Source organism: Pseudomonas purpurea (assembly GCF_039908635.1).
Classification (GTDB): domain Bacteria; phylum Pseudomonadota; class Gammaproteobacteria; order Pseudomonadales; family Pseudomonadaceae; genus Aquipseudomonas; species Aquipseudomonas purpurea.
The window spans coordinates 1268599-1295234 of the sequence record NZ_CP150918.1 but is presented as its reverse complement, the minus strand read 5'-3'; the positions used below and the strand labels follow the sequence as shown (position 1 = coordinate 1295234).

Sequence of the window (26636 nt, the reverse complement as noted above, 5' to 3'; positions counted from 1 at the left end):
GCCTGCGTCCAGGACGCAGGCGTGTCGGCCTCAAGGTTATTCGTCGCTCAGGGTGGGCACCTGGCCGTTGCTCAGCATCTGCCCCAACTCGTTCAACCGGTTGGAGATATCGCTGATGCGATGGTGGGTGTCCAGGTCGATGTCGACCTTACGGTCCATCACCTTGATCAGCGGCAGCACGCTGTGTTCCAGGCTGGCGGCCAGGCTTTCCAGCACTTCACGCACACCCTGCTGCGCGGGCGCATTGACCTGAACATCGATGGTCGCCGGTTGCTGACCGAGCTTTTCCAGCCCCGCCAGCAATTCGCGCCACGGCAGTGAAGCCTCGGTGGCCTGCGGCTGCCGGGCGAGCCCCCGTACCCCTTCGACCAGATCGTTGAGTTGCGCCACCACCCGCGCACCGACATCACCGTCGCTGCCGCCCATGGACTTGTTGCGCTGGAAGTCGCGCTTGATCTGCGCCCAGCGCTCGCTTTGGGTCGACGTCTGATTGCCGCGCAGTTCGGCCAGTTTGAGCAGGTTTTCTTCCGCGCCAGTGGTCAACAGTTGCGACTCGCCCTGGTAGTGATCGGCGAGCAGTTGCAGCAGCTCAGCGTCGTTCATCACCGCAGAAATCTTCTCCGCCATTTTGTTCATGTTGCGGTAACTGCCTTGCAACTTGAACGGCGGCTCCGTGCGGTACTGATCGGCCTGCGCCGCACTGGCGATGTACTGTTGATTGACCTTGAGCACCACGTCACGCACCTGCATCAGGCGTTGCAGGGTGGTGGTGATCTCATTGATCTCGGCGCCGCTGTAGCTGTGGCTCAGCTCGTTGCCGGAGAACGGCTTGCCCTCGGCCTTGGCCACGAAGCGGTAGACGTCGGCCATGTCGCGGGTGGCCAGCGGCGCCAGCACCGGGTTGGAGGTCAGGCCGTTTTCGATGTAGCTGAGGGCGAAGGCGTCCTGCATCCCGCCCAGGGTATCGCCCAGGTTGTAGATGTCGGCCCGGTTGGCGAGCATGTCGGGAATCTTGAAGACTTCGCCGGACTCGGTGTACGGGTTGCCCGACATCACCACGCAGAATTTCTTGCCGCGCATGTCATAGGTCCGCGTGCGGCCCTTCCATACGCCTTCGATGCGCCGGGTGCCGTCGCACAACGAGATGAACTTCTGCAAAAACTCCGAATGGGTGTGCTGGATGTCGTCGACATAGAGCATCACGTTGTTGCCCATTTCCAGCGCCAGGCTGAGTTTCTCCAACTCCTGACGCGAGGTGGCGTCCGGTGCCTGCGCCGGGTCCAGGGAACGTACGTCGTGGCCCAGCGCCGGGCCGTTGATCTTCATGAAGATCAGCCCCAGACGGTGCGCCACGTATTCCATGAGGGTGGTTTTGCCGTAACCGGGCGGCGAAATCAGCATCAGCAGGCCCATGAGGTCGGTGCGCTTGTTCTCGCCCACGGTGCCCATCTGCTTGGCCAGGTTGTCGCCGATCACCCCGAGGTAAACGTCGTTGATCAGTTTGTTGCGCACAAAGGAGCTCAACGGGCGCGGCTTGAACTCGGCCAGGCGCAAGGCCTCGCGCTCGCGACCGATGATGCGCTGACGCAACGCCTGGTAACGCTGCAAACCCGGCTGGAAGTATTCGCGGTGCGTACGCAGCCGGGCGAAGAAATCGTCCACGGCGAGCGACAGGCTGCGGTCCTTGATGCGCGGGTGTTCGCCCATCAGGTTATCCACAGTGAACTGCACATCGACCTCGGTGATGCGTTTGGGGAAATCCTCGGCCAGCAACGACAACGCCACGGCTTCCGGCACGTAGTCGGCCAGCGCGGCGAATTCGTCCTGCGAGCACAAGCCTTGCAGCCAATGGCCGGCCAGCGCCCATTGCGCCGCCGGACGTTGCGCCAGACGCGCCAACGCCTGTTGATAGTCGTCCCACATGCGGGCGCCTTGCAGGCGCAGCTTGAGCGCTTCCTGCAACTGCCGGGCGTATTTGCCGAAGGTGAATTCGATACGCTCGGCGGCGAGTTCCTGAACCAGGTACTCGGCAGCCTCACTCACCACCGCCGAATCCAGCCCCAGCGGTTGTTCGATCAGGAAATCCTGCATCGCCGACACGATTTCCGCCTGCAACTGCGCCACCCCTTCACGGCGACCGAACAGTTGCTGGATGTGCCGACTGGTGCGTGCCCGCTCGGGCCATTGGGCGGGAGCGTCCACGCTGCGGGCCTGACTCCAGAACAGGCTGGCAAAGCCTCGTGATGCGGGCCCGTAACGCAGCAGCCCGGCGCTTTCGCGCAGAGGCAACAGTTGCACCAGAATCGCTGCGGCGTCGTGATCGTGAATGCCTTTCTCGTAACCTTCCTTGTAGCGCGGCGTGGCGAAGTCGCGGATCAACCGCGCCAGTTCCACGGGCTGCGCAAGATGCTGCTTGAGGCCGTCCAGGCTAAGGCCTTCCTGCCCGGCATCGGCGGCATCGAGCACCTGGCCGGCGAGGTATTCGGCGCGGTACAGGTTGGCCGATTCCGACTCCAGCGCCACTTGCCAGAACGAGCGCAGGGCTTCCAGTTCAGGGTCGCGCAGGGGCTCAAGAAAATCCGTGCCGGTGAGGTGCAGGTGCAACTCGTCACCGCGCGGCATCAGGGTCAGGTCGAGTTCCTGGGTGTTGACGCTGAAGCGGTGACGCGGGCCGAGCTTGATGACGTTGCCGCCCTCCTCGAACAGCTCGCTCTTGTCGCGCAGGGCACGCACGGCCTGATCACGAGCCCCCTTGAGGCGCGCCTCGACGTCGTCGGCCTTGACGTTGTCCTTGAGCTCGCGCAGGCGCTGAGCCAGTTCGCGCAGTTTGAGAATCAGCGGATCGGCGGCGAAGAACGCGTTGAGTTCTTCCGCCAGACTGAATTTGGCCGTGCGCCGACCGAGGCTGTCGAGGATTCGCCGGGCGGCATCGAGCAACCCCTGAGCCTTGCGCTGGCGCTCGTCGAGCAGCGATTGTTTGTGCGCTTCGAAGGTTTCCAGCAACTCCTCGCGCTTGGTCAGGACGTCGCCGAGGAACTGTTCGTGATCGCCGAAGCGGCTTTCCAGCTCTTCGAGTTGCACCAGCAGGCGCGACAGTTGTTCGTCGCAGCGTTCCGGGTCCTGGGCCTGCGCCAGCGCGTTGGTGATGCCCTGGCTGAAGAGTTTGAACTGGGCGCCGAACTGCGCCACGGTTTCGGTCGAGCCCAACGCCTTGCGTTGTTGTTCCCCCCGAGCCTTGGCCTGATTCAACCGGGCATAAATCTCGGAGATCGATTCGATGATGCGCGTGCGCTGGGTCGCATCGTCAATCTGTAGCGAAGCCATCAGCCCGGAGAGCATGTCGAGGTCCGACGCCATGGTTTGCAAGGCGCCCAGCGGTTCAGCCAGTTGCGCCACGGTTTGCGATTTTTGCGCCTCGCCGTCGAGGGTCTCCAGGCGAGTGACGAACGGCTGCAAGGCCTGCTCGCTGGCCAGGAACGTCGCGGTGCCGGCGGCGGTGCGTTCCTGCGCCTTGAGCAACTCGGCTTCCATGGCATCGATGCGCGCCACGTCGATGTAACGGTAGTCGCGAATGGTCAGCAACAGACCGCGCTGGGCGGTGATGCCGTTGAGCGCATCAACGAAGCTTTGCACCTGGTTCCAACTGTCCACCAGCAAGCTGTCGAGCAACGCTTTGTGCTTATGCTCAGCCGCGACCATGGCCTGGTCGGACTGACGACGAATGCTTTCGACTTTCTCGTACTCGTCCAGCACCAACTCGGACGTGGCGGCCACCTCGCGCAGCAGCGGCGCCAGCCCTTCGAGCTGCTCGCTGCCGAGCCAGTGGTAGACGTCGAACAAGCGCCGAGTGTTCTGGCACAGCAGGGAATAGCGTTGCACCGAGACCGAAGGCGTGTCGATTTCACGGCACAGGTCATACAGGTCAGAGACGCTGCGCACCAGCTCAGCGTTGCCGATGCGTCCCAGGAAGCCGCTGCGGGTCGGTTGGCGGGCGGCGTACTCGTCGGTGAAGAACGGCGTCTGCCAGACCTGCATCGGGTGGATGCGCGTCGGCTCATCGCCTTCGGCGGCGAAAATCACCATGCGCCCGTCTTCCAGGCGCGCATAGCCGTGGCCGAACAACGGGTTCTGCAACTGGCGGTTGATCATGTTGTAGGTGAGCAGCACCGACCGTCCCTGCTCGGGATGGTAAAAAATGTACTGCACGTCCTCGCCGTTCGGCGAGCGCACGGCACGCTTGAAGCGCATGCCGTCCATCGACTGTTCGAACGACTTGTGCTCGCCGCTTTGCAGGTAGTAACCACCGGGAAAAATGATGCCGTGGTCTTCAGGCAACTGGACGCAGGCCAGGCCAATCGCATCGATACGCTCGACCTTGCGGGTCAACCCGTTGAACACCAGGTAGCGCCACTGCTCTTCGCGGTACGGCAACACCTTGAGCAGGATCAGGCTGCCCAGGCGGGCGAACTCGAACTGTGCATCGTCCAGCGACTGGGTCTTGTCGAGGACGTCTTCACGGTAGATGCCCAGACCGTCCTCGGTGTTGTTCTCGACCTTGATGGTGAGGTCACCGCCAACGGTTTCGACGAACACCGTGTCGAGGATATTGAGGTGCGGAAAACGGCCTTCGACGGCCATCTCGCGGGTGGCCTTTTTCCATTCGAAGTCGAACGGCGCCGGCAACGCAATGTCGCGCTCGCCACGGTTGTCGATGTAGCGCACGTCGCGCCCATCGAGGGAGATCGACCAACGGAACACGCGGATGTCGGTGATGCGTTCGCCGATCTGAAAACTTGCCAGCAACTTGCCGTCACGGATGGCCAGTTGCAGCAGTCGGGTGTTCTTGTAGTAGGTGTAGAGCTCGTTGAAATCGTTGAGGAACCCTTGGGCGGACAAAAATGTGCCTTCCAGCGGTACGGGTTCGGCCTCGTTGCCGTCGCCCTCCTCCACCAGCCGATACAGGGAGAACACGTCGATGACGCGGGTCTCTTTCTTCAGGCCGATAAACACGTTGTAGCCAAACAACAAACAGTCGCCGACCTGAACGATGTCACGGGCGATGCAGTTGTTCTCGGTACGGATGCGCACACGTCCGATGACTTCCATGCGGCTGTTACCGAACTCTTCCAGGCGCCGCTGGTTCAGGCCTTCGGTGGTTTGCCGCAGGCGATGCCCCTGGTCCAGGAGGCGCCGGTGCAGCACCTCATAAGCGCCGCCCTCGGCGACGGCCTTGTCCAATACATCCTGTGGGGGAGTTGCGGCTTGAGCATCCGACATCGTGGCCTTCCTGGATCTACAGCGGTGTACAGAAAAAACGCAGATAACAGCACCCGCGAAGCCGGGTGCGACCGACGAAGGTCAATGCTTGCACCTTCGCCGGTCGCGCTCGTGGCTGCGGGGTATTACGCGGGGATCACGCCTGGGTGACAGGCGCTTCGACGTCAGCCTTGCGCTCCGACACGGCCACACCAACAGGCGCCTTGCCGTTGAGCAAACGCGCCAGCACGTCCTGCACGACCGGGCTCTTGCCGACCACGCCTTCGATGGCCTTGCCGACCGACAGCGATTTGGCGAACGAATTGAAGAAGTCGCCTTCGCCACCGACGATCTCGATCTTCGCCTTGCTCATGGCGGCGGCCAGCACCACCGATTGCTCCTTGGCGATCTCTTTGTTGGCCGCGATGGAGGCCATGGTTTCGTCGAAGTTTTTCTCCAGTTGCATGCGGAACTCTTCGTGCTGGCGAGCGCTGTCGCTGAGGGCATCCAGGGCCGCAAACTTCTTGCCCAGGCCTTCGGCTTCGGCGTTCAGGCGTTCCAGCAGAATCTGCGCTTCGGCCATGCCCAGGTCCTTGGTGGACTTGGCCTTGGCGGCGCCGAGCAACTCTTCGCCGCGAGCCTGTGCACCGAGTTTTTCTTCCATGACCTTGGCTTCGGCCATGCCATCCTTTTCCTTGGCGATGGCTTGCGCTTCCAGCACGCGAGCATCGGCCAGGCCTTTTTCCTGCTCGCCACGGGCCTCGGCAATCAGTTGCTCGGCACGCACGCGTGCCTCGGCCATGCCTTCTTTTTCCCGGGCGGCGGTGGTCACTTCCAGCACCCGCGCATCCGCCAGACCCGGCGCTGCGCGCTCGGCTTCCAGACCTTCGGCCCGACGTTTCTGCGCGTCGGCCTGTTTGGCGGCAGCTTCCAGTTCAGCCTGGGCGATGTTGTTGATCTCCACAGCCTTGTGCTTGGAACAGGTTTCGTCGGCTTCAGCCTGTTTGACCTGACGCACCAGTTCCTGCTCGGCTTCGGCTTGCGCCTGGATGATGATGACCTGCTTCACGCGGTCAGCCTCGGAGACTTCACGCACTTCCTTGATACGCTCCTCTTCCTGAGCCACGGTCTTCTCGACCGCCACGCGCTCGCGAACCACCGTCGCGATGTTCTTGCGCTGCTCTTCCAGCGCCTTTTCCTTCTCGATGCGTTGCAGTTCGACTTCACGCTCGCGCGAGACGATTTCCAGGTCCTTGGCGCGGGTGACTTTCTCGACTTCGATCACCACCGCACGCTGGCGGTTCTGCTGCGCCACTTCGACTTCGCGCTGATGGTTCTCGGTGCGAACGTCGATTTCCTGCTGGGTCTGAATACGCGCCTGCTCGGACTTCAGGCGCTCTTCTTCCTTGACCTTGGACGTCTCGGCTTCTTCGCGGGCGCGGATGGTTTCGATCTCACGCTTCTGCCGGGCTTCGGCGTCTGCCTGCTGGCGTTCCAGCGACAGCGCGGCCTCACGGGTTTCGACGTTCTTCTTCTGGATCGCCAGTTCCTGGTTGCGCTCCAGTTCGTTGGTGATCACGTTCTGCATCGCGGTCAGTTCGGTGATCTTGCGGATACCTTGGGCATCGAGAATGTTGCTTGGGTCCAGCGAACTCTTGGCGGTTTGCTCCAGGTAGTCGATGGCCACGTCTTCGAGCACATAGCCGTTCAGGTCGTTGCCGATCATTTCGATGATGCGGTCACGGAACTCCTGACGGTTCTCGAACAACTGCACGAAGTCGAACTGCTTGCCGACGGTCTTCAGCGCTTCGGAGAACTTGGCGTTGAACAATTCATTCACGGCGGCGCGGTCCGAAGCCCGGTCGACACCAATGGCCTTGGCCACCTTGAGGACGTCTTCCTGGGTTTCATTGACGCGCAGGTAGAACGCCACGGTGATGTCGGCGCGCATGTTGTCGCGGCAGATCAAACCGTCCTTGGCACGGCGGTCGACTTCCAGGGTAATCAGGGAGATTCGCATGAACTCCTTGAGGTGGATCACCGGGTACACCAGGGCTCCGGTGAAATGCACCTTGGGCGTCGAGGACATGTCGTTGACGATCAGCGCGGTGCCCTGCGGGACCTTGATGTAGAAGGCCTTGAACAGAGCCAGCAACCCGGCGACCACGAGAACGACAAGGCCCAGGCCGAGCAGGATGGGCAACAGCGACGGTAAATCCATTGAAATCTATCTCCTGTGATTCTGAGGGAGTCGGGGTCAGATGCCCCGCAACTCGTCCTCGGTAATGACCCGGTAAGCGTGTTGTGCCTCCAGGTATTCCAGTAACACGACGCGATCGCCGCGCTTGAAACCTCGTGCCTCATCGGCACGCACGCGCAAAATCAGGCCGGCACCGCCGTCATCCAGCAGTGCTTCGCCAAACGTCAGGGTCACCCGGCCACTGCGCACCACGGCGGTCTGGCCGAGTACGGAACGGCTGCTGGTGGCTTCCAGCTTGTGAAACAGTGGCCGCAGCGGTTTGCAGATAACGGCACTGATCGGCGCCGCCAGCAGCAGTGCGCCAATCAGCACCACCAACCCCAGCGGATACAGCCACAACCCCAATGCGAAGTGACTGAGCACCCACAGTTGCACGAAATAAGTGAAGAACCAGCCGAAGAACACCAACAGCGTCAACACCACCGTGACCGGCACGCCGTCGAGCTTGAACTTGATCAGCAAACCGGCCAGGCCCTCGGCGTTGCCAGAGCCTTCAAGCAACGCGTCGGCCTCAAGGTCCAGCACGTCCACTTCGACCAGGCCGAAGGCGACAATGGCCCAGTAAATAATCGCCAGGCACAACACAAAGCTGAACACCACAGTGGGGAACGACAGTACGGTCTGCAGGAAGATTTCCATCGCTTTCCTATCCCTGAAAATTCGGGCGAGGCTCAAGGCCTCGCCGTGAAAACAACGGTCAATCTGCACGAGCTCCTGGTGGAGCATTCGTCTGCGAACGCGGCCCGATGCGGTTTTCCAACGCGCACGATTAGGCCGCAAGACAAGTCTCAGGCCATGGAAATATTCATAAGGGAGGGTGTTGCGATAAGACCTTTCCCTGGTTTTTCTGAGGTGAGCATTCCGTTGACAGCGCGTAATTAAACCCGCTGCCAGCCAGAATGAGAAGCACCGATTGCCCACCCCCCAGGAAACGCCGGGAAAAAGGTCTCGGATAAAGGCTGCCTTCCCGTCTGCCAATCGTCTAGGCTAGGCGAGTTTTCCTGCCCAGTGGATGCGCCATGAACAGCCTCAGCAAACCCCTCGCCGGATTGAAAGTCATCGAACTTGGCACCTTGATCGCCGGGCCGTTTGCCTCGCGCATCTGTGCCGAGTTCGGCGCCGACGTGATCAAGATCGAGTCCCCGGATGGCGGTGATCCGCTGCGCAAATGGCGCAAGCTGTATGAGGGCACTTCGCTGTGGTGGTTCGTTCAGGCGCGCAACAAGAAATCCCTGACGCTGAACCTCAAGCACCCCGATGGCCTGGCGATCCTCAAACAGTTGCTGGCGGACGCCGACATCCTGATCGAAAACTTCCGCCCCGGCGTGCTGGAAAAACTCGGCCTGGGCTGGGACGTGCTGCATGCCCTGAACCCGAAACTGGTGATGGTGCGGCTTTCGGGGTTCGGCCAGACCGGGCCGATGAAGGATCAACCGGGCTTCGGCGCCGTCGGCGAATCCATGGGGGGCTTACGCTACATCACCGGTTTCGAGGACCGCCCGCCGGTGCGCACCGGGATTTCCATCGGTGACTCGATTGCCGCGCTGTGGGGCGTGATCGGTGCGTTGATGGCCCTGCGACACCGCGAAGTGAACGGCGGCCAGGGGCAAGTGGTGGACGTGGCGTTGTATGAGGCGATCTTCGCCATGATGGAAAGCATGGTCCCGGAGTTCGATGTGTTCGGCTTCATTCGCGAGCGCACCGGCAACATCATGCCCGGCATCACGCCCTCCTCCATCCACACCAGCGTCGACGGCAAACATGTACAGATCGGCGCCAATGGCGATGCGATCTTCAAGCGCTTCATGCAGACCATTGGCCGCGATGACCTGGCCGATGATCCGCAACTGGCCAGCAACGATGGCCGCGACAGCCGCCGCGATGAACTCTACGGGGTGATCGATCGCTGGGTCAGCTCACTGCCGCTGGAATCGGTGATCGAGCAGTTGAATCAGGCCGAAGTGCCGGCCAGCCGGATCTTCAGTGCCGAGGATATGTTCAGCGATCCGCAGTACCTGGCGAGGGAGATGTTCCTGCACGCCAAACTGCCCGATGGCAAAGACTTCAAGATGCCGGGGATCGTGCCGAAACTCTCAGAGACACCCGGCAGCTCCGAATGGGTCGGGCCGACATTGGGTGAACACACGACGCAGGTACTCAACGATCTTGGCTATGACGCGGGGCAGATCGCGCAACTGCGTGAAGGCGGGGCTATCTAAACTGAAAGGGCTGCCAGCGCTCGACCTTCTTCTGGCCGTAACCGGCCATTCGACACACCATCGGCGACGCGGGCGAATGCAGCGTGCGCTGGGGTTTTGCATGCTGCTGGCCGCGCTGGCGGTACCGTCCATGGCACAGGCCAAAGAGACGTTGATCTGGTTGCTGCGCGACTTGCCTCCGCTGACGATTTTCGAAGGCCCGCAGCAGAATCAGGGCGCCATCGATCAGTTGCTGCCGCTGTTGATCGCCAGCATGCCCGAGTACGAACACAGCATCGTGCGGGTCAACCGCGCACGTGGCCTGCAAATGCTCCGCGAGCCCAGCTTCACCTGTGACCCGGCACTGCTCTGGAGTTCGGAACGGGCAAAACAGATCGTGTTTTCAATTCCGGCCTTTCGCATTATCAGCAACGGCCTGGCGGTCAGGGACCAGGACCAGCCGGCGCTGGCACCCTTCATCGCCGACGGTCAGGTCGACCTGGCCGCACTGCTGGCCAGTCGCAGCAAAAAGCTGGGCATCGTGGCCGAGCGCAGCTATGGAAAGACGATCGATAAGATGCTGACCGTCGCGCCGGGCAACACCATAACGGCGCATTACGGCAACGAGGCGCTCAGCAGCCTGATGCAAATGCAACGGTTGGGACGGATATCGGCCCTGCTGGGTTATTGGCCGGAAATCCGCTATCAGGCCCAGTTGCAAGGCATACCCGCCAACGAGCTGATCTTCTACCCGATCAAAGGTATCGAGCGCTATCAGTCGGGGTACATCGGCTGTTCCGACACCGCACAAGGCCGGCAGGCCATCACCCAAATCAACCAGGCATTGCGCCCGCTGCGCGATAGCCGCTTGATGACGCTCTACAGCCACTGGCTCGACCCCGCGAGCCGCGACGACTACATGATGGATGCCAGAGCGTTTTTCCAAAGCCCTGCCGCGCAATGACAAACGCCGGGCAAAAGAAACCCCGAGCAGTGGGGAGACAACTCGGGGTTAAACGTGGCCTACAAAGACCAGTACAACAAGCTACAAGCACCGGAGCACAATGCTTGATCTTGTTGTGCAAAGTCTGACTTGCGTAAGGACGGGAAGGTTCCCGAAAATTCCTGATCAATTTCGGCTGACGAGACGCCTGTCTTGTGCCGCGTTGCGCAAAGCCGCGATCACGCAAGGCTCCAACCGTCCCTCGGCAATCAAGACATCGCGGTGCAAACCATCGACCACGTCCGTCAACAGACGCTTGTCGGTCAACTGGGCCTGATTGATCTCCCGCTTGACCACAATTACGCCATTCGTGCTTTGCAGGGTCACCAGGCACTCACCATGGGCACCCGACGGGGTCAGCGAGACCCGATAGGGGCTCAACGCTTCACCCAGCAACAGGCTGATACTTTCCATCTCGATCACCACTCAATAGTCCGCAAACAAAGTGCCTAAAGGGCGTGTCCACTGCACATGACCACCGGCCCGAGAGAAAAGTGCCGAAGGTGCCCTTACGGCCACCGTCGTCAACCTGAGCATGCACGCAAAAGATGACAGTAAAAAAACAGGCTGCGTTTCGGCGTTTGTGAACATGCCCGACGCGTGCGCCGTGACTAGACGTCCACCGCACTGCGAGGCATGGGCACCTTGCCCGACTGGCCCAATTGATAGTTATCCAGCAGGTCGCGCATCAATACCGCTGAAATGGGTTTGCGCAGATGCCCCAGCAGCCTCACCGGACTGCGGGAGGTCATGGCGGTTACGTCCTGCAGCACGCTGGCGGCCACGTCACCGATCAGAATCAGCGCCTGCGCCTCGACGTGCTCTGTCAGGTGCGTCAACAACGCCAGGCCATCACCGCCCTTGAGCTGCGGGTCGCAAATGGCGATATCGACCATTCCTCTGCGGCCCAGCGAACGCCGCGCAGCGCTGAGTGAATGGGCGGCCAGAACATCGTAGATGCCGACCGCGTTGAGCATCTGGTGCAACGCCATCAACTGGAAGGGATTGGGTTCAAGAATCAGTACTTTCAGCGAGCGCATGGGCAGTCTCCGTAACGACGGGCGCGGTCTCTCGCCGCAATGAGACTGCACTCTAGGGGAGCGTCCTTCAGCATCACATCGGAAAAGTAGCCGCTGCCTATAGGACTATTCTTAAAACTGCGCCGCACCCGTCCCGGCAGACAGATCCCGTTGCGCACCGTCCCGTTGGCGGGCGCCAGTATCGATCCAGCCGCCCAATACACCACGCAACTGACCATTGGCGGCATAGAAAGGCACAGTCCATTGATAGACCTGCCGGGGCCCGTTATTGAACGTCAATTGCCGATCCAGAAACCTGTTTCTGCGAGTGCTGAGCTGATCCATGAGTTCGGCTTGCAACAGCTCGGCCGTTGCGTCGGGAAAAATACCGGCCTCGGTCAGCAGGGTGCCCTGGATCTGGTCGAATCGGGTTGAAAACAGCTCTTCGTAACGCTTGTTGCACAGCATCAGCCGGCCACTCATGTCACGCACGAACATCGGGTCAGGCAAGGCATCCATCAAGGTTCGCTGAAAACTCAATTCATCATCGAGACGCCGCTGGACCTCGACTCGCTGCGTAACCTGTGCCTTCAGTCGGCGGTTCCAGAGCAAGGAGATCAACGCGAAAACACTGGCAATAAACACGCCCCAACACGCCCATTCGGAAAGCCGCTGCCAGAGCGACGGGGCCTGATTGACCGTCAGACCCGCGAGCCATTTTGAGCGGATGGCCCGCATCTCGGTCGGTGGAAACGCCTCAAGGGCCTTGTTCAGAATGCTCAGTAACAGCGGGCTGTGTTTACTCAGCGCCAGATGATCGGGCTCCCACATGCCATCAATACTCGGCCCGACCTTGAGCTGGCCTGCGGGATAGACGCGTGCACCACTCTCGTTTTCGACTGTCGCGTCGGCCTCGCCGCTTTCGACCAGTGCCCTGGCCTCGGCGTATGTCTGCACGGTACGCAATTGAATATGGGGATGGTCGCGACGGATGCCGGCCTCCAGGGCATGCCTGGCCGGCAGCGCCAACACTTTACCGGCCAGTTGATCCATCGAGTGCAGCGTCGGGGCGGATTCGCGCACCACAAACACCCAGCCGGACCCGCCGAAGGCATGGCTGAAGTCCAGAAACGCCTTGCGCTCCTCGCTGGCGGCCAGGGTTGTGCTCATGTCGGCCTTGCCACTTTCGAGCAACCCCAGCAACTGGGCAGTGGAAAAGGACTCTTCGTGCACGAACTGCAACCCGGTCATGCGCGCTATGCGCTCAAGAATGTCCTGGTTCAAACCGCTCCATCGGCCCTGTTCGTCCTTGAACAGATACAACGGAAACTGCTGGGAGGCGACGACGATCCGCGGATGCTCCGCTATCCATTGCCGCTCCCCGGCATCGAGTTTGAGTGGTTCCACCGGCATCGACGTACCGGCACCGTGAGACGCCAACTGCGCCGCCAGCCCCCACTGGCCGACGCCCAGGGCACTCGTCAGCACCATCGCACTCAAGACCGTTTTTATCCCTCTGAAATACCGCATTGCCACTTCCTTCACGAACACTCGCCCGTCCTTTGGGGGCGAAACTGTCGCAAGTGTCGCATGCAAAAATGAGAAAGCCCGTCAGGAGACGGGCTTCAAAATGTGACAGGATTGCCCGGTCAGAGTGGCTTGCCGCGGTTGCCATGCTGACTGACAAAGGCCTGCACGGCTTTCAGGTCATTCGGCAAAACGGTGCAGCGCTCATCTCGCTCAAACAAATCAGAAAGATGGGCAGGCAGTTCCAGCGCTTTTCCTACGCCTGCTTTTTCCACGGCTTCAGGGAATTTGACCGGGTGGGCCGTTCCCAGAATCACCATCGGAATATCCAGGCTGCGACGGCACTCACGCGCAGCCTTGACGCCGATGGCAGTGTGCGGATCGAGCAACTCGCCGGTTTGGGCGAAGACTTCAGCAATGGTCTCGCACGTTTGCGCGTCATCCACCGCCAGCGAATCGAACAGCTTGCGCGCTTCGGTCCAGCGCTCTTCTTCAACGCTGAAACCGCCGCCCTGTTTGAAGGTGTCCATCAAACCGGCAATGGCTGCGCCGTTGCGACCATGCAGGTCGAACAGCAGGCGTTCGAAGTTCGACGAGACCATGATGTCCATCGACGGCGACAGGGTCGCGTGCAGGGTTTCCTTGACGTACTGATTGCCGCTCATGAAGCGGTGCAGGATGTCGTTACGGTTGGTGGCGACGATCAACTGGTTGATCGGCAGGCCCATGTTGCGGGCCAGGTAACCGGCGAAGATGTCGCCGAAGTTACCGGTTGGCACCGAGAACGACACCGAACGCGCCGGGCCGCCCAATTGCAGGGATGCGTGGAAGTAGTAAACGATCTGGGCCATGATCCGCGCCCAGTTGATCGAGTTCACCGCCACCAGGCGCGTGCCCTTGAGGAAGCTCTGGTCGGCGAAACTCGCCTTGACCATTTCCTGGCAGTCATCGAAGTTGCCTTCGATGGCGATGTTATGGATGTTCTCACCGAAAATGGTGGTCATCTGCCGGCGCTGAACTTCGGACACACGGTTATGCGGGTGCAGGATGAAGATGTCGACGTTGTCGCAGTGCTTGCAGCCTTCGATCGCCGCCGAACCGGTATCACCGGACGTTGCACCCACGATGACCACGCGCTCGCCGCGTTTTGCCAGCACGTAGTCGAGCAAACGACCGAGCAGTTGCAGGGCAAAGTCCTTGAACGCCAGGGTCGGGCCGTGGAACAGCTCCAGCACCCACTCGTTGCCGTTGAGCTGACGCAGCGGCGCCACGGCGTTGTGGGAAAACACACCGTACGTTTCTTCCAGAATCTTTTTGAAATCGGCGTCCGGGATGCTGCCGGTGACGAACGGGCGCATCACCCGGAAGGCCAGCTCGTGGTACGGCAGGCCGGCCCAGGACGCGATCTCTTCCTGGGTGAAACGCGGCAGGTTTTCCGGCACGTACAGGCCACCGTCGCTGGCCAGACCGGCCAGCAGAACGTCTTCGAAATTCAGGGCCGGTGCCTGGCCGCGGGTACTGATATAACGCATGACTGGCTCCAATAGACAGTGTTCGCAAACCCGGGCCCGCATGCGAGCCCGGTGAACGATAACGGCTTAGTTCAGGTGCTCGACACGGATCCGTACAACCGGACCGTCCACGCCCTGCAGCGCTTCGAGGGCCGCAATCGCATCGTTCATGTGCTGTTCCAGCACACGGTGAGTCAGCAGGATCATCGGCACCAGACCGTCGTGTTCTTCGACTTCCTTTTGCATGATCGATTCGATGTTGATGCCGCGCTCCGACAGAATGGTCGCCACTTGGGCCAGCACGCCCGGATGGTCCTTGGCCTGGATGCGCAGGTAGTAGGCACTTTCGCAGGCTTCGATCGGCAGGATCGGGTGGGGCCGACAGCGAGTCCGGCTGGAAGGCCAGGTGCGGCACACGGTTTTCCGGGTCGGAGGTCATGGCGCGAACCACGTCCACCAGGTCAGCGATCACCGAGGACGCCGTTGGCTCCATGCCCGCGCCAGCGCCGTAGAACAGGGTCGAGCCGGCAGCATCGCCGTTGACCATGACTGCGTTCATCACGCCGTTGACGTTGGCAATCAGGCGATCAGCCGGAATCAGCGTCGGGTGTACCCGCAACTCGATACCGCTGGCCGTGCTGCGTGCCACGCCCAGGTGCTTGATGCGATAGCCCAGGGCTTCGGCATAGTTCACGTCAGCCGTGGTCAGCTTGGTGATGCCTTCGGTGTAAGCCTTGTCGAATTGCAGCGGAACACCAAACGCGATGGACGCCAGGATGGTCAGCTTGTGCGCGGCATCGATGCCTTCGACGTCGAAGGTCGGATCGGCTTCGGCGTAACCCAGCGCTTGCGCCTCGGCGAGCACGTCTTCGAAGGTGCGGCCTTTCTCACGCATTTCGGTGAGGATGAAGTTGCCAGTGCCGTTGATGATCCCCGCAACCCAGTTGATGCGGTTGGCCGACAGGCCTTCGCGAATCGCCTTGATCACCGGAATGCCACCGGCCACCGCCGCTTCGAAAGCGACGATCACGCCCTTCTCACGGGCCTTGGCGAAGATTTCGTTCCCATGAACGGCGATCAGCGCCTTGTTCGCGGTGACCACGTGCTTGCCGTTCTCGATCGCTTTGAGTACCAGCTCGCGGGCAACGGTGTAGCCGCCCATCAGCTCTATGACGATGTCGATCTCAGGGTTCGTGGCCACTTCGAAGACATCGTTGGTAATCGCAATACCGGTCGTCTGGAACTGAGGCTTTGGCGTGCGCATGGCAATTTGTGCCACTTCGATTCCACGCCCGGCACGACGAGCAATTTCCTCGGCGTTGCGCTGAAGTACGTTGAAGGTGCCGCCACCGACGGTACCTAACCCACAGATGCCTACTTTGACCGGATTCACTCTGAACTCCCCATAAAACGGCCGACTCAAGGTCGGCCGTGGAAAACAGCCGCACGCAAGCGGCTCTCTATTAATGGCCCGGTGAACACTGTCACCGAACCATGATCGTCAAAGGCTTACCGTGACGACACAGGATTATTTCGCACCCAGCGCCAGTTTGGCGACTTGTGGCGCAGGCTGGTAGCCCGGGATGACCTGACCGTCAGCCAAAACGATGGCCGGCGTACCGTTCACACCAATCGACTGGCCCAGCGCGAACTGCCGGGCAACCGGGTTATCACACTTGGCAGCCTTGATTTGCGTACCGTCGACCATTTTATCCATGGCCGCTTTTTTGTCCTTGGAGCACCAGACCGCTTGCAGTTGCTCGTCACCCGGCGAGCCGAGGCCCTGGCGCGGGAACGCAACATAACGCACTTCAATGCCCATTTTGTTCAGCGCAGGCACTTCGGCATGCAGCTTGTGGCAGTACGGGCAGGTGGTGTCGGTGAACACGGTGATGTGGGTCTTGGTTTCGCCAATGGCCGGGTAAACCACGGTTTCAGCCACCGGAATACCGTTGATCAACTTGGAGATACCCAGGCGCTCGGTCTTCTCGGTCAGGTTGACCGGTTTGCCGTCCTTGAGCTGAAACAGGTAGCCCTGAACAATGTACTGGCCGTCGGCGCTGGCGTACAGGACGCGGCTGCCCTTGAGCTTGACTTCGTAGAGGCCGGTCAGCGGGCTGGCGGTGATGGTTTCGATCGGCGTATCAAGCTGGAGGTTCTCCAGGCTTTTACGGATAGCTTTGTCGGCCGCGTCATCGGCGACAGCAAAGGTGCTGAGCAACGCAATGGCGGCAGCGGCGAAAATCTGGGTCAGACGCATGAGAACTCCTGAAGGCGGACAAATGGGACGATCAGAACGCCCGTGCCGAAACACCGGGTCATAACCGCCCATCGTGCAAACCGGGAAAGCCTACCACATAAGGCCCGCGTGACCGAATGCGCAGGATGCCAGAGAAAACACGATGCTCGATTGGCAATACTCATTGTGGCGAGGGAGCTTGCTCCCGTTCGACTGCGCAGCCGTCGCAAAGCAGACAACGAAGTTAGTCTGACAGAGTGCGCCTGCAGGTTTTGGGGCCGCTTCGCAGCCCAGCGGGAGCAAGCTCTCTCGCCACAGAGGCCACAGTCTACTCAGAAGGCATTCGCTAGCCGCGCGGGTGATGTTTGGCGTGCAAGTCTTGCAAACGGGCCCGCGCCACGTGGGTGTAGATCTGCGTAGTCGACAGGTCGCTGTGGCCCAGCAGCATTTGCACCACCCGCAGGTCGGCGCCGTGGTTGAGCAAGTGCGTGGCAAAGGCATGACGCAACGTGTGAGGCGACAGCGATTTACCGATGCCGGCGACCTGGGCCTGATGCTTGATACGATGCCAGAAGGTCTGGCGGGTCATTTGCTCGCCACGCAGGCTGGGAAACAGCACATCGCTGGGTCGCCCGCCCAGCAACTCACCGCGCGCATCGCGCATGTAGCGCTCGACCCAGACAATGGCTTCCTCCCCCATCGGTACGAGTCGCTCCTTGCTGCCCTTGCCCATCACCCGCAACACGCCCTGGCGCAGATTGACTTGTTCGAGGGTCAGGCTGATCAGTTCGGTCACCCGCAGACCACATGCATACAACACCTCAAGCATGGCCCGATCCCGCTGACCGATGGCTTCGCTCAGATCCGGCGCGGCGAGCAAGGCTTCGACGTCCGCTTCCGACAACGACTTGGGCAATGGCCTGCCGAGTTGCGGCATGTCGACACGTAAGGTCGGGTCAACGGCGATCAGTTTTTCACGCAGCAAATAGCGATAAAACCCACGCACCCCCGAGAGAAAACGCGCAGTGGATCGCGGTTTGTAGGACTGCTCAAGGCGCCAGGCCAAGTGATCGAGAATCAACTCACGGCCCGCATTGGGCAACTCCAGACCCTTTTCCTGCACCCAGCCGTTGAACAGTGCCAAGTCACTGCGATAAGCATCGCGAGTGTTATCGGAAAGGCCTTTCTCCAACCAGAGGGCGTCGAGAAACTGATCAATCAAGGGGTGGTCAATGGCAGGCATGGGCACTCAAGACACGCAGGCTCTGGGCCTGCGCTTAAATAGATAGTGAACGGGAGGAAGCGCCACTAGTCTTTCATAGCCCGCCGGATCAAGGAACAGGGAGCCTTGATGAACGGACAGCAGATTGTGTTGGCCTCTGGCGGTACTGGCGCAACAGCACTGGATTGCCATTGGCTGGCTTGGCGCCTGATGGCCGCAACTCGGTCTTGTGTCAGGCCGAAAACCCCGGAAGCACTGGCACTGGCCGCTTGTCGTCATCAATCGCGACAAAGCTGAACTGCCCATGAATGGCCTTCTCGCGACTGTCGCAACTCATGCTCTCGACGAAGACTTCAACCTCGACCTTGAGGCTGGTGTTACCGACCTTGATCACTCGCCCGACCAACTCGACGATAGAACCGGCCGGGATCGCGTGATTGAAGTCGATGCGGTCGGTGGACACGGTCACCAGCGGCAAGCGACAGAAACGGGTCGCGGTGATGAAGGACACTTCATCCATCCAGGCCAGCGCAGTGCCGCCGAACAGTGTGTTGTGGTGATTGGTGGTCGGCGGAAATACAGCCTTGGTCACGCGGGTCACCGAGAGTTCGGTGCGGCGTTCGATTTCCTGGTCACGGAGGGTCATGGGTCTGGCCTGAAACAAAAATGCTGTGGATAAATGACGGGCAACAAAAAAGCAGCCCGTAGGCTGCTTTTTTCTGCATCGGAAGCTGGACTTAAGCCAGTTTTTCCTTGATGCGAGCTGCTTTACCCGACAGGTCACGCAGGTAGTACAGCTTGGCTTTACGTACGTCACCGCGACGCTTGACAGCCATGCTGTCGATTTGCGGGCTGTAGGTCTGGAAAGTACGCTCTACGCCAACACCGTTGGAGATTTTACGAACGGTGAATGCACTGTTAACGCCGCGGTTACGCTTGGCGATTACAACGCCTTCGAACGCTTGCAGACGCGAACGGTCGCCTTCCTTCACTTTCACCTGAACGACAATGGTGTCGCCCGGGGCAAAGGTAGGGATCTCTTTGGTCATCTGCTCTGCTTCGAGTGCAAGGATGATTTTGTTAGTCATGCTGTGCTCCTAAGGTAAATCGTCGGATTTACCATCGATACGTTGTTAACTATCGTCCCGCTCGCGGATGTATTCCTCGAGCAGCTTCTTCTCTTCTCCAGAAAGCGAGCGGCTTTCCAGAAGATCGGCGCGTCGTTCAAAGGTCCTACCAAGGGACTGCTGTAAACGCCAACGCCGGATATGCGCGTGATTGCCACTTAGCAACACGTCGGGAACACGCTGATCCGCATACACCTCCGGTCGGGTGTAATGCGGGCAATCCAGCAGACCATCCGTAAAGGAATCTTCCTCGGCGGAGTCCGCATGCCCTAAAGCTCCAGGCAGCAGTCGTGTAACCGCGTCAATCAGGACCATCGCCGGCAGCTCGCCGCCAGACAGTACATAGTCACCAATCGACCACTCTTCATCGACATGAGCATCAATAAAACGCTCGTCAATGCCTTCATAGCGGCCGGCAATCAGGATTAGTGCACCCTCATTCGCCAACTCGCGTACCGCCGACTGAGTCAGTTGACGGCCTTGGGGCGACAGGTAAATTACCTTCGCCGCCTCCCCGGCTGCTGCCTTGGCCTGAACCAGGGCGTCTTCCAGGGGCTTGATCTTCATCACCATGCCCGGGCCACCGCCAAATGGGCGATCGTCCACAGTGTGATGTCGATCCGTTGTGTAGTCTCGCGGATTCCAACAGGTCAGCTGCAAGAGCCCCTGTTTCACCGCGCGACTGGTGATGCCGTAGTCGCTGATGGCGGAAAACATCTCGGGAAACAAACTGATCACTTCTACGCGCAAGTTAGCCACGCTTAGAAGTCCGCGTCCCAATCCACCTTCATCTCGCCTGCTGCGAGGTCGACAGCCAACACGCATTGCTCTGTATAGGGCAACAGGCGTTCGCGATCATCCAGGCTGCCAGCGCAAGGTTTGACCACCATGACATCGTTCGAGCCAGTCTCCAGCAGGTGATCGATCTTCCCGAGCAATTGCCCAAGGTGGTCGATAACCTTCAGACCTTCCAGCTGGTACCAGTAGTACTCGCCGTCGGTCAGATCAGGAAACAGGTTACGCGGCACGCAGATTTCAAAACCGGCCAGAAGACGAGCTTCTTCACGGTCATCGAGACCTTTGAGCTTTGTGACCAGGAACTTGCCGTTATGTACACGGCCGCTGACCAGCTCTACCTGCCGTACGTCGCCTTCGCGCTTGAGCGTCCAGGTTTTGTAGTCCAACAGGTTTCCAATCGGATCAGTAAAGGAAAAGACCTTCACTTCGCCGCGAACGCCGTGGATCGAATAAATCTTGCCGATAACGATCAAATCATCAGCATTGGCGGGCGTGGCGTTCATATTGCTCAGGCTGCAGCCTTAGCAGATTCCTTCAGCAACTGAGCAACGCGCTCAGAAGGTTGTGCACCAACGCTCAGCCAGTAGGCTACGCGCTCTTGGTTCACGGACAGACGGACTTCTTGACCACGAGCAACAGGGTTGAAGAAACCAACCTGTTCTTTGTGCGAACCGTCGCGCGGGTTGCGGCTGTCGGTTACGGTCAAGTGGTAGAACGGGCGCTTTTTGGAGCCGCCAAGGGCAAGACGGATTGTTAGCATGTGAACATAGTTCCTGTAGTCGGTGCTGCAAATCTAAATGCACAGCGGGCATAGGTGCCCGAAAGGCCGCATATTCTAAGGAATATCCGGACTTTTGCAAATGTCTTTTTCCGGCGCCTATCGGCATGCCATCCAGATTTGCTATAGAGCCGTTGCGAACAACGGCGAGTCAGCGCCCCGCCAATGCGGGCCTGCTGTGTGCCCCACGTCCGTGTGGGGCCGCGTCGACATGACTGCCGACGCGAAATCTTTACATTTTCGGCATGCCGCCGCCGGGCAACATACCGCCCATGCCGCGCATCATTTTGGCCATTCCGCCCTTGGCGGAGAATTTCTTCATCATCTTCTGCATCTGCTTGTGCTGCTTGATCAAGCGACCGATGTCCTGCACCTGAGTGCCGGAACCCATGGCGATCCGGCGTTTGCGCGAACCGCTGATCAGCTCAGGGTCGCGGCGCTCGGCCGGGGTCATGGAGTTGATGATGGCTTCCATCTGCTTGAACTGCTTCTCTGCCGCGCCCTGGGCATTGCCCATTTGGGCCAGGTTCACGCCGCCGATGTTCGGCAGTTTGTCCATGAGACCGCCGAGGCCGCCCATGTTCTTCATTTGTTGCAGCTGATCGCGGAAGTCTTCGAGGTCGAAGCCTTTACCCTTTTTCAGCTTCTTGGCCAGTTTGTCGGCCTTGTCCTTGTCGAGGGTCGCCTCAGCCTGCTCGATCAGGCTGAGCACGTCGCCCATACCCAGGATGCGCGAAGCGATACGCTCCGGGTGGAACGGTTCGAGCGCTTCGCTCTTCTCGCCCATACCGATGAACTTGATCGGCTTGCCGGTGATTGCACGTACCGACAGCGCGGCACCACCACGGGCGTCACCGTCGACCTTGGTCAGGATCACACCGGTCAGCGGCAGCGCATCGCCAAAGGCCTTGGCCGTGTTGGCGGCGTCCTGGCCGGTCATGGCGTCGACCACGAACAGCGTTTCGACCGGGTTGATCGCGGCATGCAACGCCTTGATCTCGCCCATCATCTCTTCGTCGATGTGCAGGCGACCGGCGGTATCGACGATGACCACATCAATGAATTTAAGCTTTGCTTCTTTAATAGCCGCTTGCGCGATGTCGACCGGCTTCTGGCTCAGGTCGGACGGGAAGAAGGTAACGCCCACTTCACCGGCCAGCATTTCCAGCTGCTTGATCGCCGCCGGACGGTAAACGTCCGCGGAAACCAGCATGACCGACTTCTTCTTGCGCTCTTTAAGGAAGCGCGCCAGTTTGCCCGCGGTGGTGGTTTTACCCGCGCCTTGCAGACCGGCCATCAAAACGACGGCCGGCGGCACGGCACTCAGGTTCAAATCTTCGTTGGCCGCGCCCATCAGGCTTTCGAGTTCGGCCTGAACGATCTTCACGAAGGCCTGGCCCGGCGTCAGGCTGCGCGACACCTCGGTGCCGACAGCGCGCTCCTTGACCGAATTGACGAAGTCTTTGACCACCGGCAAGGCGACGTCGGCTTCGAGCAACGCCATGCGCACTTCACGCAGGGTGTCTTTGATATTGTCCTCGGTCAGCTTGGCCTTGCCGGTGACATGGCGCAGCGTCTGCGAGAGACGGTCGGTTAAGTTTTCAAACATGCGCGATCCTTTCAGGCCCTATGGAGACCGAGGTAATGGCGGCCCAGACCGTGAAAAACATGTGCTCGGCGAGCCTGCGGCGTGGGCAGGTCGCGGATTATAGCGAAGACTGCGTCTGGCGCACACCCGCCGTCTGGTTCTACAGTCTTTCGTGCTGCGCCGGTTCTATGCCAAACTCAGCGCCTTTCGGGTCTGCCTAACAGGATTTATGCTCCCCTTGTCACCCAGTTTGCTCACCACCCTCGCCGCCGCCTGCTTATATGCCGCTGCGACTGCCTACCAAGGCACACGTCTGGCCAAAGGCGCCAAGGCGAACAAACGCCTGCTGGTCACGCTCGGCGTACTCGCCTTGCTGGCCCACAGCGCCAGCCTTTTCACGCACCTGATGACGCCTGCGGGGCTCGGCCTGGACTTTTTCAACGCCGCCAGCCTGATCGCCGTCGCAGTGATTGCCCTGACGTTGCTGGCCTGCTCGCGCATTCCGGTAGAAAACCTGCTGGTGTTGCTGCTCCCGCTGGGATTGGCGACGGTGCTGCTGGCGCAGTTCGCGCCGACGGGCACGGTGCAGGTGATCGACGAGGAGCCGGGCATTCTCGCCCACATCCTGCTGTCGATCCTGGCCTACGGCATGTTCACTATCGCGGTGTTCCAGGCCTTGCTGCTGCTGGTGCAGGATCATCAGCTCAAGCACAAGCACCCCTCCGGGCTGATCAAGAACTTTCCGCCGCTGCAAACCATGGAAAGCCTGTTGTTCGGCTTCCTCTGGGCCGGCTGGACGTTGCTCTCGCTGTCGCTGATCTCCGGCTGGCTGTTCGTCGAAAACCTGTTTGCCCAGCATCTGGTGCACAAAACCCTGCTGGCGTGCCTGGCCTGGATCGTGTTCAGCGTGCTGCTGTGGGGCCGTAATCATCTTGGCTGGCGCGGCCACAAGGCGATTCGCTGGACCCTCGCCGGTTTCTGCCTGCTGATGCTGGCCTATTTCGGCAGCAAGCTGGTCCGCGAATTCATTCTGCACATCTGACGGGCGTTTGTTATGGATAACTTGCCCCTGGGGCCGCTCCTCGCCGTGCTGGCCCTGCTGATTCTATGGTCGGGGCTATTTACCGCCATCGAAACCGCCCAGCAACTGCTGCTGGCTCAGCGCACCGCATCGCGCTCTGGCGACAAACCGGTCGCCAGGCTGAGCTTCCCGCTCAATAGCCTGATCCTTTGCAATACCTTGTGCCGCACGCTGGTGGTGGTCATCAGCACGTTGCTGGCGGTGTTCAGCTGGGCCGAAAACGGCCCGTGGCTGGCCTGCCTGATCGCGGGTAGCACATTGCTGATATTTGCCGATTACCTGCCGCGCACCCTTGCCAATCGTTACCCGGAAGCCATTCTGGCGCTGGGCAACGGCCTGCTCGGCGTTCCGTTGAAAATCATCTACCCGGCCGCGTGGCTGTTCAACGGCATCAGCCAGTTGCTGCTCAAGCCGCTGGCGCGCAAGGTCAAGGTCGTCCAGCAAAGCGACGACGAGCCGCCAGCCGCGCAAGGCAACGAGGCCGATCACGAACACGCGAGCTGCCGCCCACACGCCCTCTCGGGCATTCATGCGCTGGACAACATCACGGTCAACGACATTCTGGTGCCGCGCAGCGAAGTGGACGGCATCAACCTCGATGACCCGATCGCCGAAATCATCGAGCAACTGCGCGCCACCAAACGCACGCGGCTGCCGGTGTTTCACAGCGACATCAACCAGGTCGAAGCCGTGCTCAACACCCGGCAGATCCGTCACTTGCTGCCCGACGCCAGCCTGACCCCGCAAGCCTTGCTCGCGGCCTGCCACGAACCGTATTTCGTGCCTGAAAGTACCCCGCTGCAACTGCAACTGCTGAACTTCCACAAGCAGCAGCGGCGCCTGGGCATGGTGGTCGACGAATACGGCGAAGTGCTGGGCATCGTGACGCTGGAAGACATTCTGGAAGAGATCGTCGGCGAATTCGAAAGCGAACACAGCCTCGACAACCCGCACATTCACCCCCAGGCCGATGGCCGACTGGTGATCGACGGCGCGGCGTCCATTCGCGAGCTGAACAAGAGCCTTGGCTGGCACCTGCCCAGCGACGGCCCGAAAACCCTCAACGGGTTGGTGACCGAAGCGCTGGAAACCATCCCCGATTGCGCGGTATGCCTGAAAATTGGTCGATATCGCCTGGAAATCCTCGAAACCGAGGACAACCGTGTCAGTCGGGTGCTGATCTGGCATACCTCTTCAGTGCCGGACCTCTCCAAAATCTGACAGCGTTTCCTGTGGCGAGGGAGCTTGCTCCCGCTGGACTGCGAAACAGGCCCAATCCCAGACACCACGACTCCCCTGAAAGAACGCATTCAACCGATTTGCGGCCGCTGCACGCCCGCGCGGGAGCAAGCTTCCTCGCCACAAAAACCATCGCCATGCCTTGCCCCTTGTTGAATCGTTAGCCACCTTCCTATAATCGAAACGCTTACCCAAGCCCCGCCGTGCCGCGTGCTACCCGCACATGACGTGTACGGTCAGTCCTTCAGATCCTTCCGCGCTCAACTGGCGACCGCTCCTACCTTGCGCGGCGCCTGCGCAAACCCACATCCCTGGGTGTTTCAACCATAATAATTCGCTCCACGGGAGCACATGACTGTCAGGGATAACTGCATGACGACGAGCACTTACAGCGACACTGCGCCTGCCCAACCAACGAACTCCGCCACGCGCGTCGCCACGGCGAGTTTCATTGGCACCGCCATCGAGTTCTACGACTTCTACGTCTACGCCACTGCCGCCGCACTGGTGATCGGCCCGGTGTTCTTTCCGCAGACCTCCGGCACCGCCCAGATGCTCTCGGCCTTCCTGACCTTCGGTATCGCCTTCCTGGCCCGGCCATTGGGCTCAGCCCTGTTCGGCCACTTCGGCGACCGCATCGGGCGCAAATCGACCTTGGTCGCGTCCTTACTGTTGATGGGCGTCTGCACCACATTGATCGGCGTACTGCCGGGTTACGACAGCATTGGCGCCTGGGCCCCGATCCTCTTGTGCGTGTTGCGCTTCGGCCAGGGCCTTGGGCTCGGCGGCGAATGGGGCGGCGCGGCATTGCTCGCCACCGAAAACGCCCCCAAGGGCAAGCGCGCCTGGTTTGGCATGTTCCCGCAGCTCGGCCCTTCGATCGGTTTTCTCGCCGCCAACGGGCTGTTCCTGACCCTGGCCATGACCCTCGACGACGAGCAGTTCCGCTCGTGGGGCTGGCGGATTCCGTTCCTGCTCAGCGCGGCGCTGGTGATGGTCGGCCTGTATGTGCGCCTGAAACTGCACGAGACCCCGGTGTTCGCCAACGCGGTCGCCCGCCAGGAACGGGTGAAAATCCCGCTGGTCGAGCTGTTCAGCCAGTATTGGGCGCCAATGCTGCTGGGCGCAGCGGCGATGGTGGTGTGCTACGCACTGTTCTATATCTCGACGGTGTTTTCCCTGAGCTACGGCGTTTCAACCCTGGGTTACAGCCGTGAAACCTTCCTCGGCCTGCTGTGCTTTGCGGTGCTGTTCATGGCGGCGGCAACACCGTTGTCAGCCTGGGCGAGCGACCGTTTCGGGCGCAAACCGGTACTGATCATCGGGAGCGTTCTGGCGATTCTCTCGGGCTTCACCATGGAGCCGCTGCTGACCCAAGGCTCGACGTGGGGCGTGGCGCTATTCCTGTGCATCGAGCTGTTTTTGATGGGCGTGACATTCGCGCCGATGGGTGCATTGCTGCCGGAGCTGTTCCCCACTCATGTGCGGTATACCGGCGCATCGGCGGCTTACAACCTGGGCGGCATTGTCGGGGCGTCGGCGGCACCGTTCTTCGCCCAGAAGCTGGTGGCGATGGGCGGTTTGAACTGGGTGGGCGGGTATGTGTCAGCGGCAGCGGTGCTGAGCTTGATCGCCGTGCTGTGCCTGAAGGAAACGCGGCATAACGATTTGAATCAGGTCTCTTAAAGCAAGAGCATCGCGAGCAAGCTCGCTCCCACAGGATTCTCGGTTGGTCACAGATTTTGTGTACACCCAAATCCAATGTGGGAGCGAGCTTGCTCGCGATAGCC

General features: G+C 60.4%; 20 protein-coding genes and 1 pseudogene. 5 read left to right on the top strand and 16 right to left on the bottom strand.

What is annotated here, in order from left to right; genetic code table 11:
* Positions 1–36: 36 nt before the first annotated feature.
* The 3 genes from AABM54_RS05735 to AABM54_RS05725 all read right to left on the bottom strand — a co-directional run bounded on the left by AABM54_RS05735 (position 37) and on the right by AABM54_RS05725 (position 8155).
* Positions 37–5277 (bottom strand): DNA repair ATPase, encoded by a 5241-nt coding sequence (locus AABM54_RS05735; protein WP_347904345.1) that lies wholly within the window; start codon positions 5275–5277, stop codon positions 37–39.
* A 136-nt stretch (positions 5278–5413) separates the two neighbouring features.
* On the bottom strand, positions 5414–7477 hold the full coding sequence (locus AABM54_RS05730; protein WP_347904344.1) for a flotillin family protein: 2064 nt from the start codon (positions 7475–7477) through the stop codon (positions 5414–5416).
* A 36-nt stretch (positions 7478–7513) separates the two neighbouring features.
* Positions 7514–8155 carry a hypothetical protein gene (locus AABM54_RS05725; RefSeq protein ID WP_347904343.1) on the bottom strand — a complete coding sequence of 214 codons (642 nt, stop codon included), beginning with the start codon at positions 8153–8155 and terminating at the stop codon, positions 7514–7516.
* Positions 8156–8535: 380 nt separating this feature from the next.
* Here AABM54_RS05725 and AABM54_RS05720 point away from each other — a divergent pair, with 380 nt between their 5' ends.
* Both AABM54_RS05720 and AABM54_RS05715 read left to right on the top strand, forming a co-directional pair.
* Positions 8536–9735 carry a CaiB/BaiF CoA-transferase family protein gene (locus AABM54_RS05720; RefSeq protein WP_347904342.1) on the top strand — a complete coding sequence of 400 codons (1200 nt, stop codon included), beginning with the start codon at positions 8536–8538 and terminating at the stop codon, positions 9733–9735.
* Positions 9689–10678: a TIGR02285 family protein gene (locus AABM54_RS05715; protein WP_347904341.1), complete on the top strand. Its 990-nt coding sequence runs from the start codon at positions 9689–9691 to the stop codon at positions 10676–10678. The genes AABM54_RS05720 and AABM54_RS05715 overlap by 47 nt, the downstream gene beginning before the upstream one ends.
* 165 nt (positions 10679–10843) lie before the next feature.
* On the opposite strand, the gene AABM54_RS05710 is transcribed toward AABM54_RS05715, so the two are convergent.
* The 13 genes and pseudogenes from AABM54_RS05710 to ffh form a co-directional block, all read right to left on the bottom strand.
* Positions 10844–11131: a DUF3509 domain-containing protein gene (locus tag AABM54_RS05710; protein ID WP_347904340.1), complete on the bottom strand. Its 288-nt coding sequence runs from the start codon at positions 11129–11131 to the stop codon at positions 10844–10846.
* 197 nt (positions 11132–11328) lie between these two features.
* Positions 11329–11757: a response regulator gene (locus AABM54_RS05705; RefSeq protein ID WP_347904339.1), complete on the bottom strand. Its 429-nt coding sequence runs from the start codon at positions 11755–11757 to the stop codon at positions 11329–11331.
* A gap of 111 nt (positions 11758–11868) precedes the next feature.
* Positions 11869–13266 carry a transporter substrate-binding domain-containing protein gene (locus tag AABM54_RS05700; RefSeq protein WP_347904338.1) on the bottom strand — a complete coding sequence of 466 codons (1398 nt, stop codon included), beginning with the start codon at positions 13264–13266 and terminating at the stop codon, positions 11869–11871.
* A 119-nt stretch (positions 13267–13385) separates the two neighbouring features.
* Entirely contained in the window at positions 13386–14795 is a 1410-nt protein-coding gene (thrC, locus tag AABM54_RS05695; protein ID WP_347904337.1) for a threonine synthase, read from the bottom strand.
* Between the two features lie 66 nt (positions 14796–14861).
* Positions 14862–16167, bottom strand: a pseudogene (locus AABM54_RS05690) (homoserine dehydrogenase).
* Positions 16168–16302: 135 nt separating this feature from the next.
* Positions 16303–17034 carry a DsbC family protein gene (locus AABM54_RS05685; RefSeq protein WP_347904336.1) on the bottom strand — a complete coding sequence of 244 codons (732 nt, stop codon included), beginning with the start codon at positions 17032–17034 and terminating at the stop codon, positions 16303–16305.
* A gap of 325 nt (positions 17035–17359) precedes the next feature.
* Positions 17360–18256 carry a site-specific tyrosine recombinase XerD gene (gene xerD, locus AABM54_RS05680; RefSeq protein ID WP_347904335.1) on the bottom strand — a complete coding sequence of 299 codons (897 nt, stop codon included), beginning with the start codon at positions 18254–18256 and terminating at the stop codon, positions 17360–17362.
* A 211-nt stretch (positions 18257–18467) separates the two neighbouring features.
* Entirely contained in the window at positions 18468–18881 is a 414-nt protein-coding gene (locus AABM54_RS05675) for an acyl-CoA thioesterase (RefSeq protein ID WP_347904334.1), read from the bottom strand.
* A gap of 91 nt (positions 18882–18972) precedes the next feature.
* On the bottom strand, positions 18973–19323 hold the full coding sequence (gene rplS / locus AABM54_RS05670; RefSeq protein WP_003175895.1) for a 50S ribosomal protein L19: 351 nt from the start codon (positions 19321–19323) through the stop codon (positions 18973–18975).
* A 45-nt stretch (positions 19324–19368) separates the two neighbouring features.
* Complete coding sequence (gene trmD / locus AABM54_RS05665; RefSeq protein WP_347904333.1) at positions 19369–20121, bottom strand: tRNA (guanosine(37)-N1)-methyltransferase TrmD; 753 nt, start codon at positions 20119–20121, stop codon at positions 19369–19371.
* A 2-nt stretch (positions 20122–20123) separates the two neighbouring features.
* Positions 20124–20663, bottom strand: a complete 540-nt coding sequence (gene rimM / locus AABM54_RS05660; protein WP_019692016.1) for a ribosome maturation factor RimM — start codon at positions 20661–20663, stop codon at positions 20124–20126.
* Between the two features lie 5 nt (positions 20664–20668).
* Positions 20669–20920 carry a 30S ribosomal protein S16 gene (rpsP, locus tag AABM54_RS05655; protein ID WP_003198088.1) on the bottom strand — a complete coding sequence of 84 codons (252 nt, stop codon included), beginning with the start codon at positions 20918–20920 and terminating at the stop codon, positions 20669–20671.
* Between the two features lie 250 nt (positions 20921–21170).
* Positions 21171–22547, bottom strand: coding sequence for a signal recognition particle protein (gene ffh, locus AABM54_RS05650; protein ID WP_347904332.1), 1377 nt, complete (start codon positions 22545–22547; stop codon positions 21171–21173).
* A 208-nt stretch (positions 22548–22755) separates the two neighbouring features.
* Here ffh and AABM54_RS05645 point away from each other — a divergent pair, with 208 nt between their 5' ends.
* The 3 genes from AABM54_RS05645 (at position 22756) to AABM54_RS05635 (ending at position 26532) form a co-directional block, all read left to right on the top strand.
* A complete protein-coding gene (locus tag AABM54_RS05645) occupies positions 22756–23568 on the top strand; it encodes a cytochrome c biogenesis protein CcsA (RefSeq protein WP_347904331.1) in 813 nt (270 codons plus the stop codon).
* Between the two features lie 12 nt (positions 23569–23580).
* Positions 23581–24828 carry a transporter associated domain-containing protein gene (locus AABM54_RS05640; protein ID WP_347904330.1) on the top strand — a complete coding sequence of 416 codons (1248 nt, stop codon included), beginning with the start codon at positions 23581–23583 and terminating at the stop codon, positions 24826–24828.
* A gap of 390 nt (positions 24829–25218) precedes the next feature.
* Positions 25219–26532, top strand: a complete 1314-nt coding sequence (locus AABM54_RS05635) for an MFS transporter (RefSeq protein ID WP_347904329.1) — start codon at positions 25219–25221, stop codon at positions 26530–26532.
* The last annotated feature ends 104 nt before the right edge of the window (positions 26533–26636 follow it).

Coding starts and splice junctions, on each gene's coding strand:
- AABM54_RS05735 (WP_347904345.1), bottom strand. CDS start 5,277: ATGTCGGATGCTCAAGCCGCAACTCCCCCACAGGATGTATTGGACAAG.
- AABM54_RS05730 (WP_347904344.1), bottom strand. CDS start 7,477: ATGGATTTACCGTCGCTGTTGCCCATCCTGCTCGGCCTGGGCCTTGTC.
- AABM54_RS05725 (WP_347904343.1), bottom strand. CDS start 8,155: ATGGAAATCTTCCTGCAGACCGTACTGTCGTTCCCCACTGTGGTGTTC.
- AABM54_RS05720 (WP_347904342.1), top strand. CDS start 8,536: ATGAACAGCCTCAGCAAACCCCTCGCCGGATTGAAAGTCATCGAACTT.
- AABM54_RS05715 (WP_347904341.1), top strand. CDS start 9,689: ATGACGCGGGGCAGATCGCGCAACTGCGTGAAGGCGGGGCTATCTAAA.
- AABM54_RS05710 (WP_347904340.1), bottom strand. CDS start 11,131: ATGGAAAGTATCAGCCTGTTGCTGGGTGAAGCGTTGAGCCCCTATCGG.
- AABM54_RS05705 (WP_347904339.1), bottom strand. CDS start 11,757: ATGCGCTCGCTGAAAGTACTGATTCTTGAACCCAATCCCTTCCAGTTG.
- AABM54_RS05700 (WP_347904338.1), bottom strand. CDS start 13,266: ATGCGGTATTTCAGAGGGATAAAAACGGTCTTGAGTGCGATGGTGCTG.
- thrC (WP_347904337.1), bottom strand. CDS start 14,795: ATGCGTTATATCAGTACCCGCGGCCAGGCACCGGCCCTGAATTTCGAA.
- AABM54_RS05685 (WP_347904336.1), bottom strand. CDS start 17,034: ATGCGTCTGACCCAGATTTTCGCCGCTGCCGCCATTGCGTTGCTCAGC.
- xerD (WP_347904335.1), bottom strand. CDS start 18,256: ATGCCTGCCATTGACCACCCCTTGATTGATCAGTTTCTCGACGCCCTC.
- AABM54_RS05675 (WP_347904334.1), bottom strand. CDS start 18,881: ATGACCCTCCGTGACCAGGAAATCGAACGCCGCACCGAACTCTCGGTG.
- rplS (WP_003175895.1), bottom strand. CDS start 19,323: ATGACTAACAAAATCATCCTTGCACTCGAAGCAGAGCAGATGACCAAA.
- rimM (WP_019692016.1), bottom strand. CDS start 20,663: ATGAACGCCACGCCCGCCAATGCTGATGATTTGATCGTTATCGGCAAG.
- rpsP (WP_003198088.1), bottom strand. CDS start 20,920: ATGCTAACAATCCGTCTTGCCCTTGGCGGCTCCAAAAAGCGCCCGTTC.
- ffh (WP_347904332.1), bottom strand. CDS start 22,547: ATGTTTGAAAACTTAACCGACCGTCTCTCGCAGACGCTGCGCCATGTC.
- AABM54_RS05645 (WP_347904331.1), top strand. CDS start 22,756: ATGCTCCCCTTGTCACCCAGTTTGCTCACCACCCTCGCCGCCGCCTGC.
- AABM54_RS05640 (WP_347904330.1), top strand. CDS start 23,581: ATGGATAACTTGCCCCTGGGGCCGCTCCTCGCCGTGCTGGCCCTGCTG.
- AABM54_RS05635 (WP_347904329.1), top strand. CDS start 25,219: ATGACGACGAGCACTTACAGCGACACTGCGCCTGCCCAACCAACGAAC.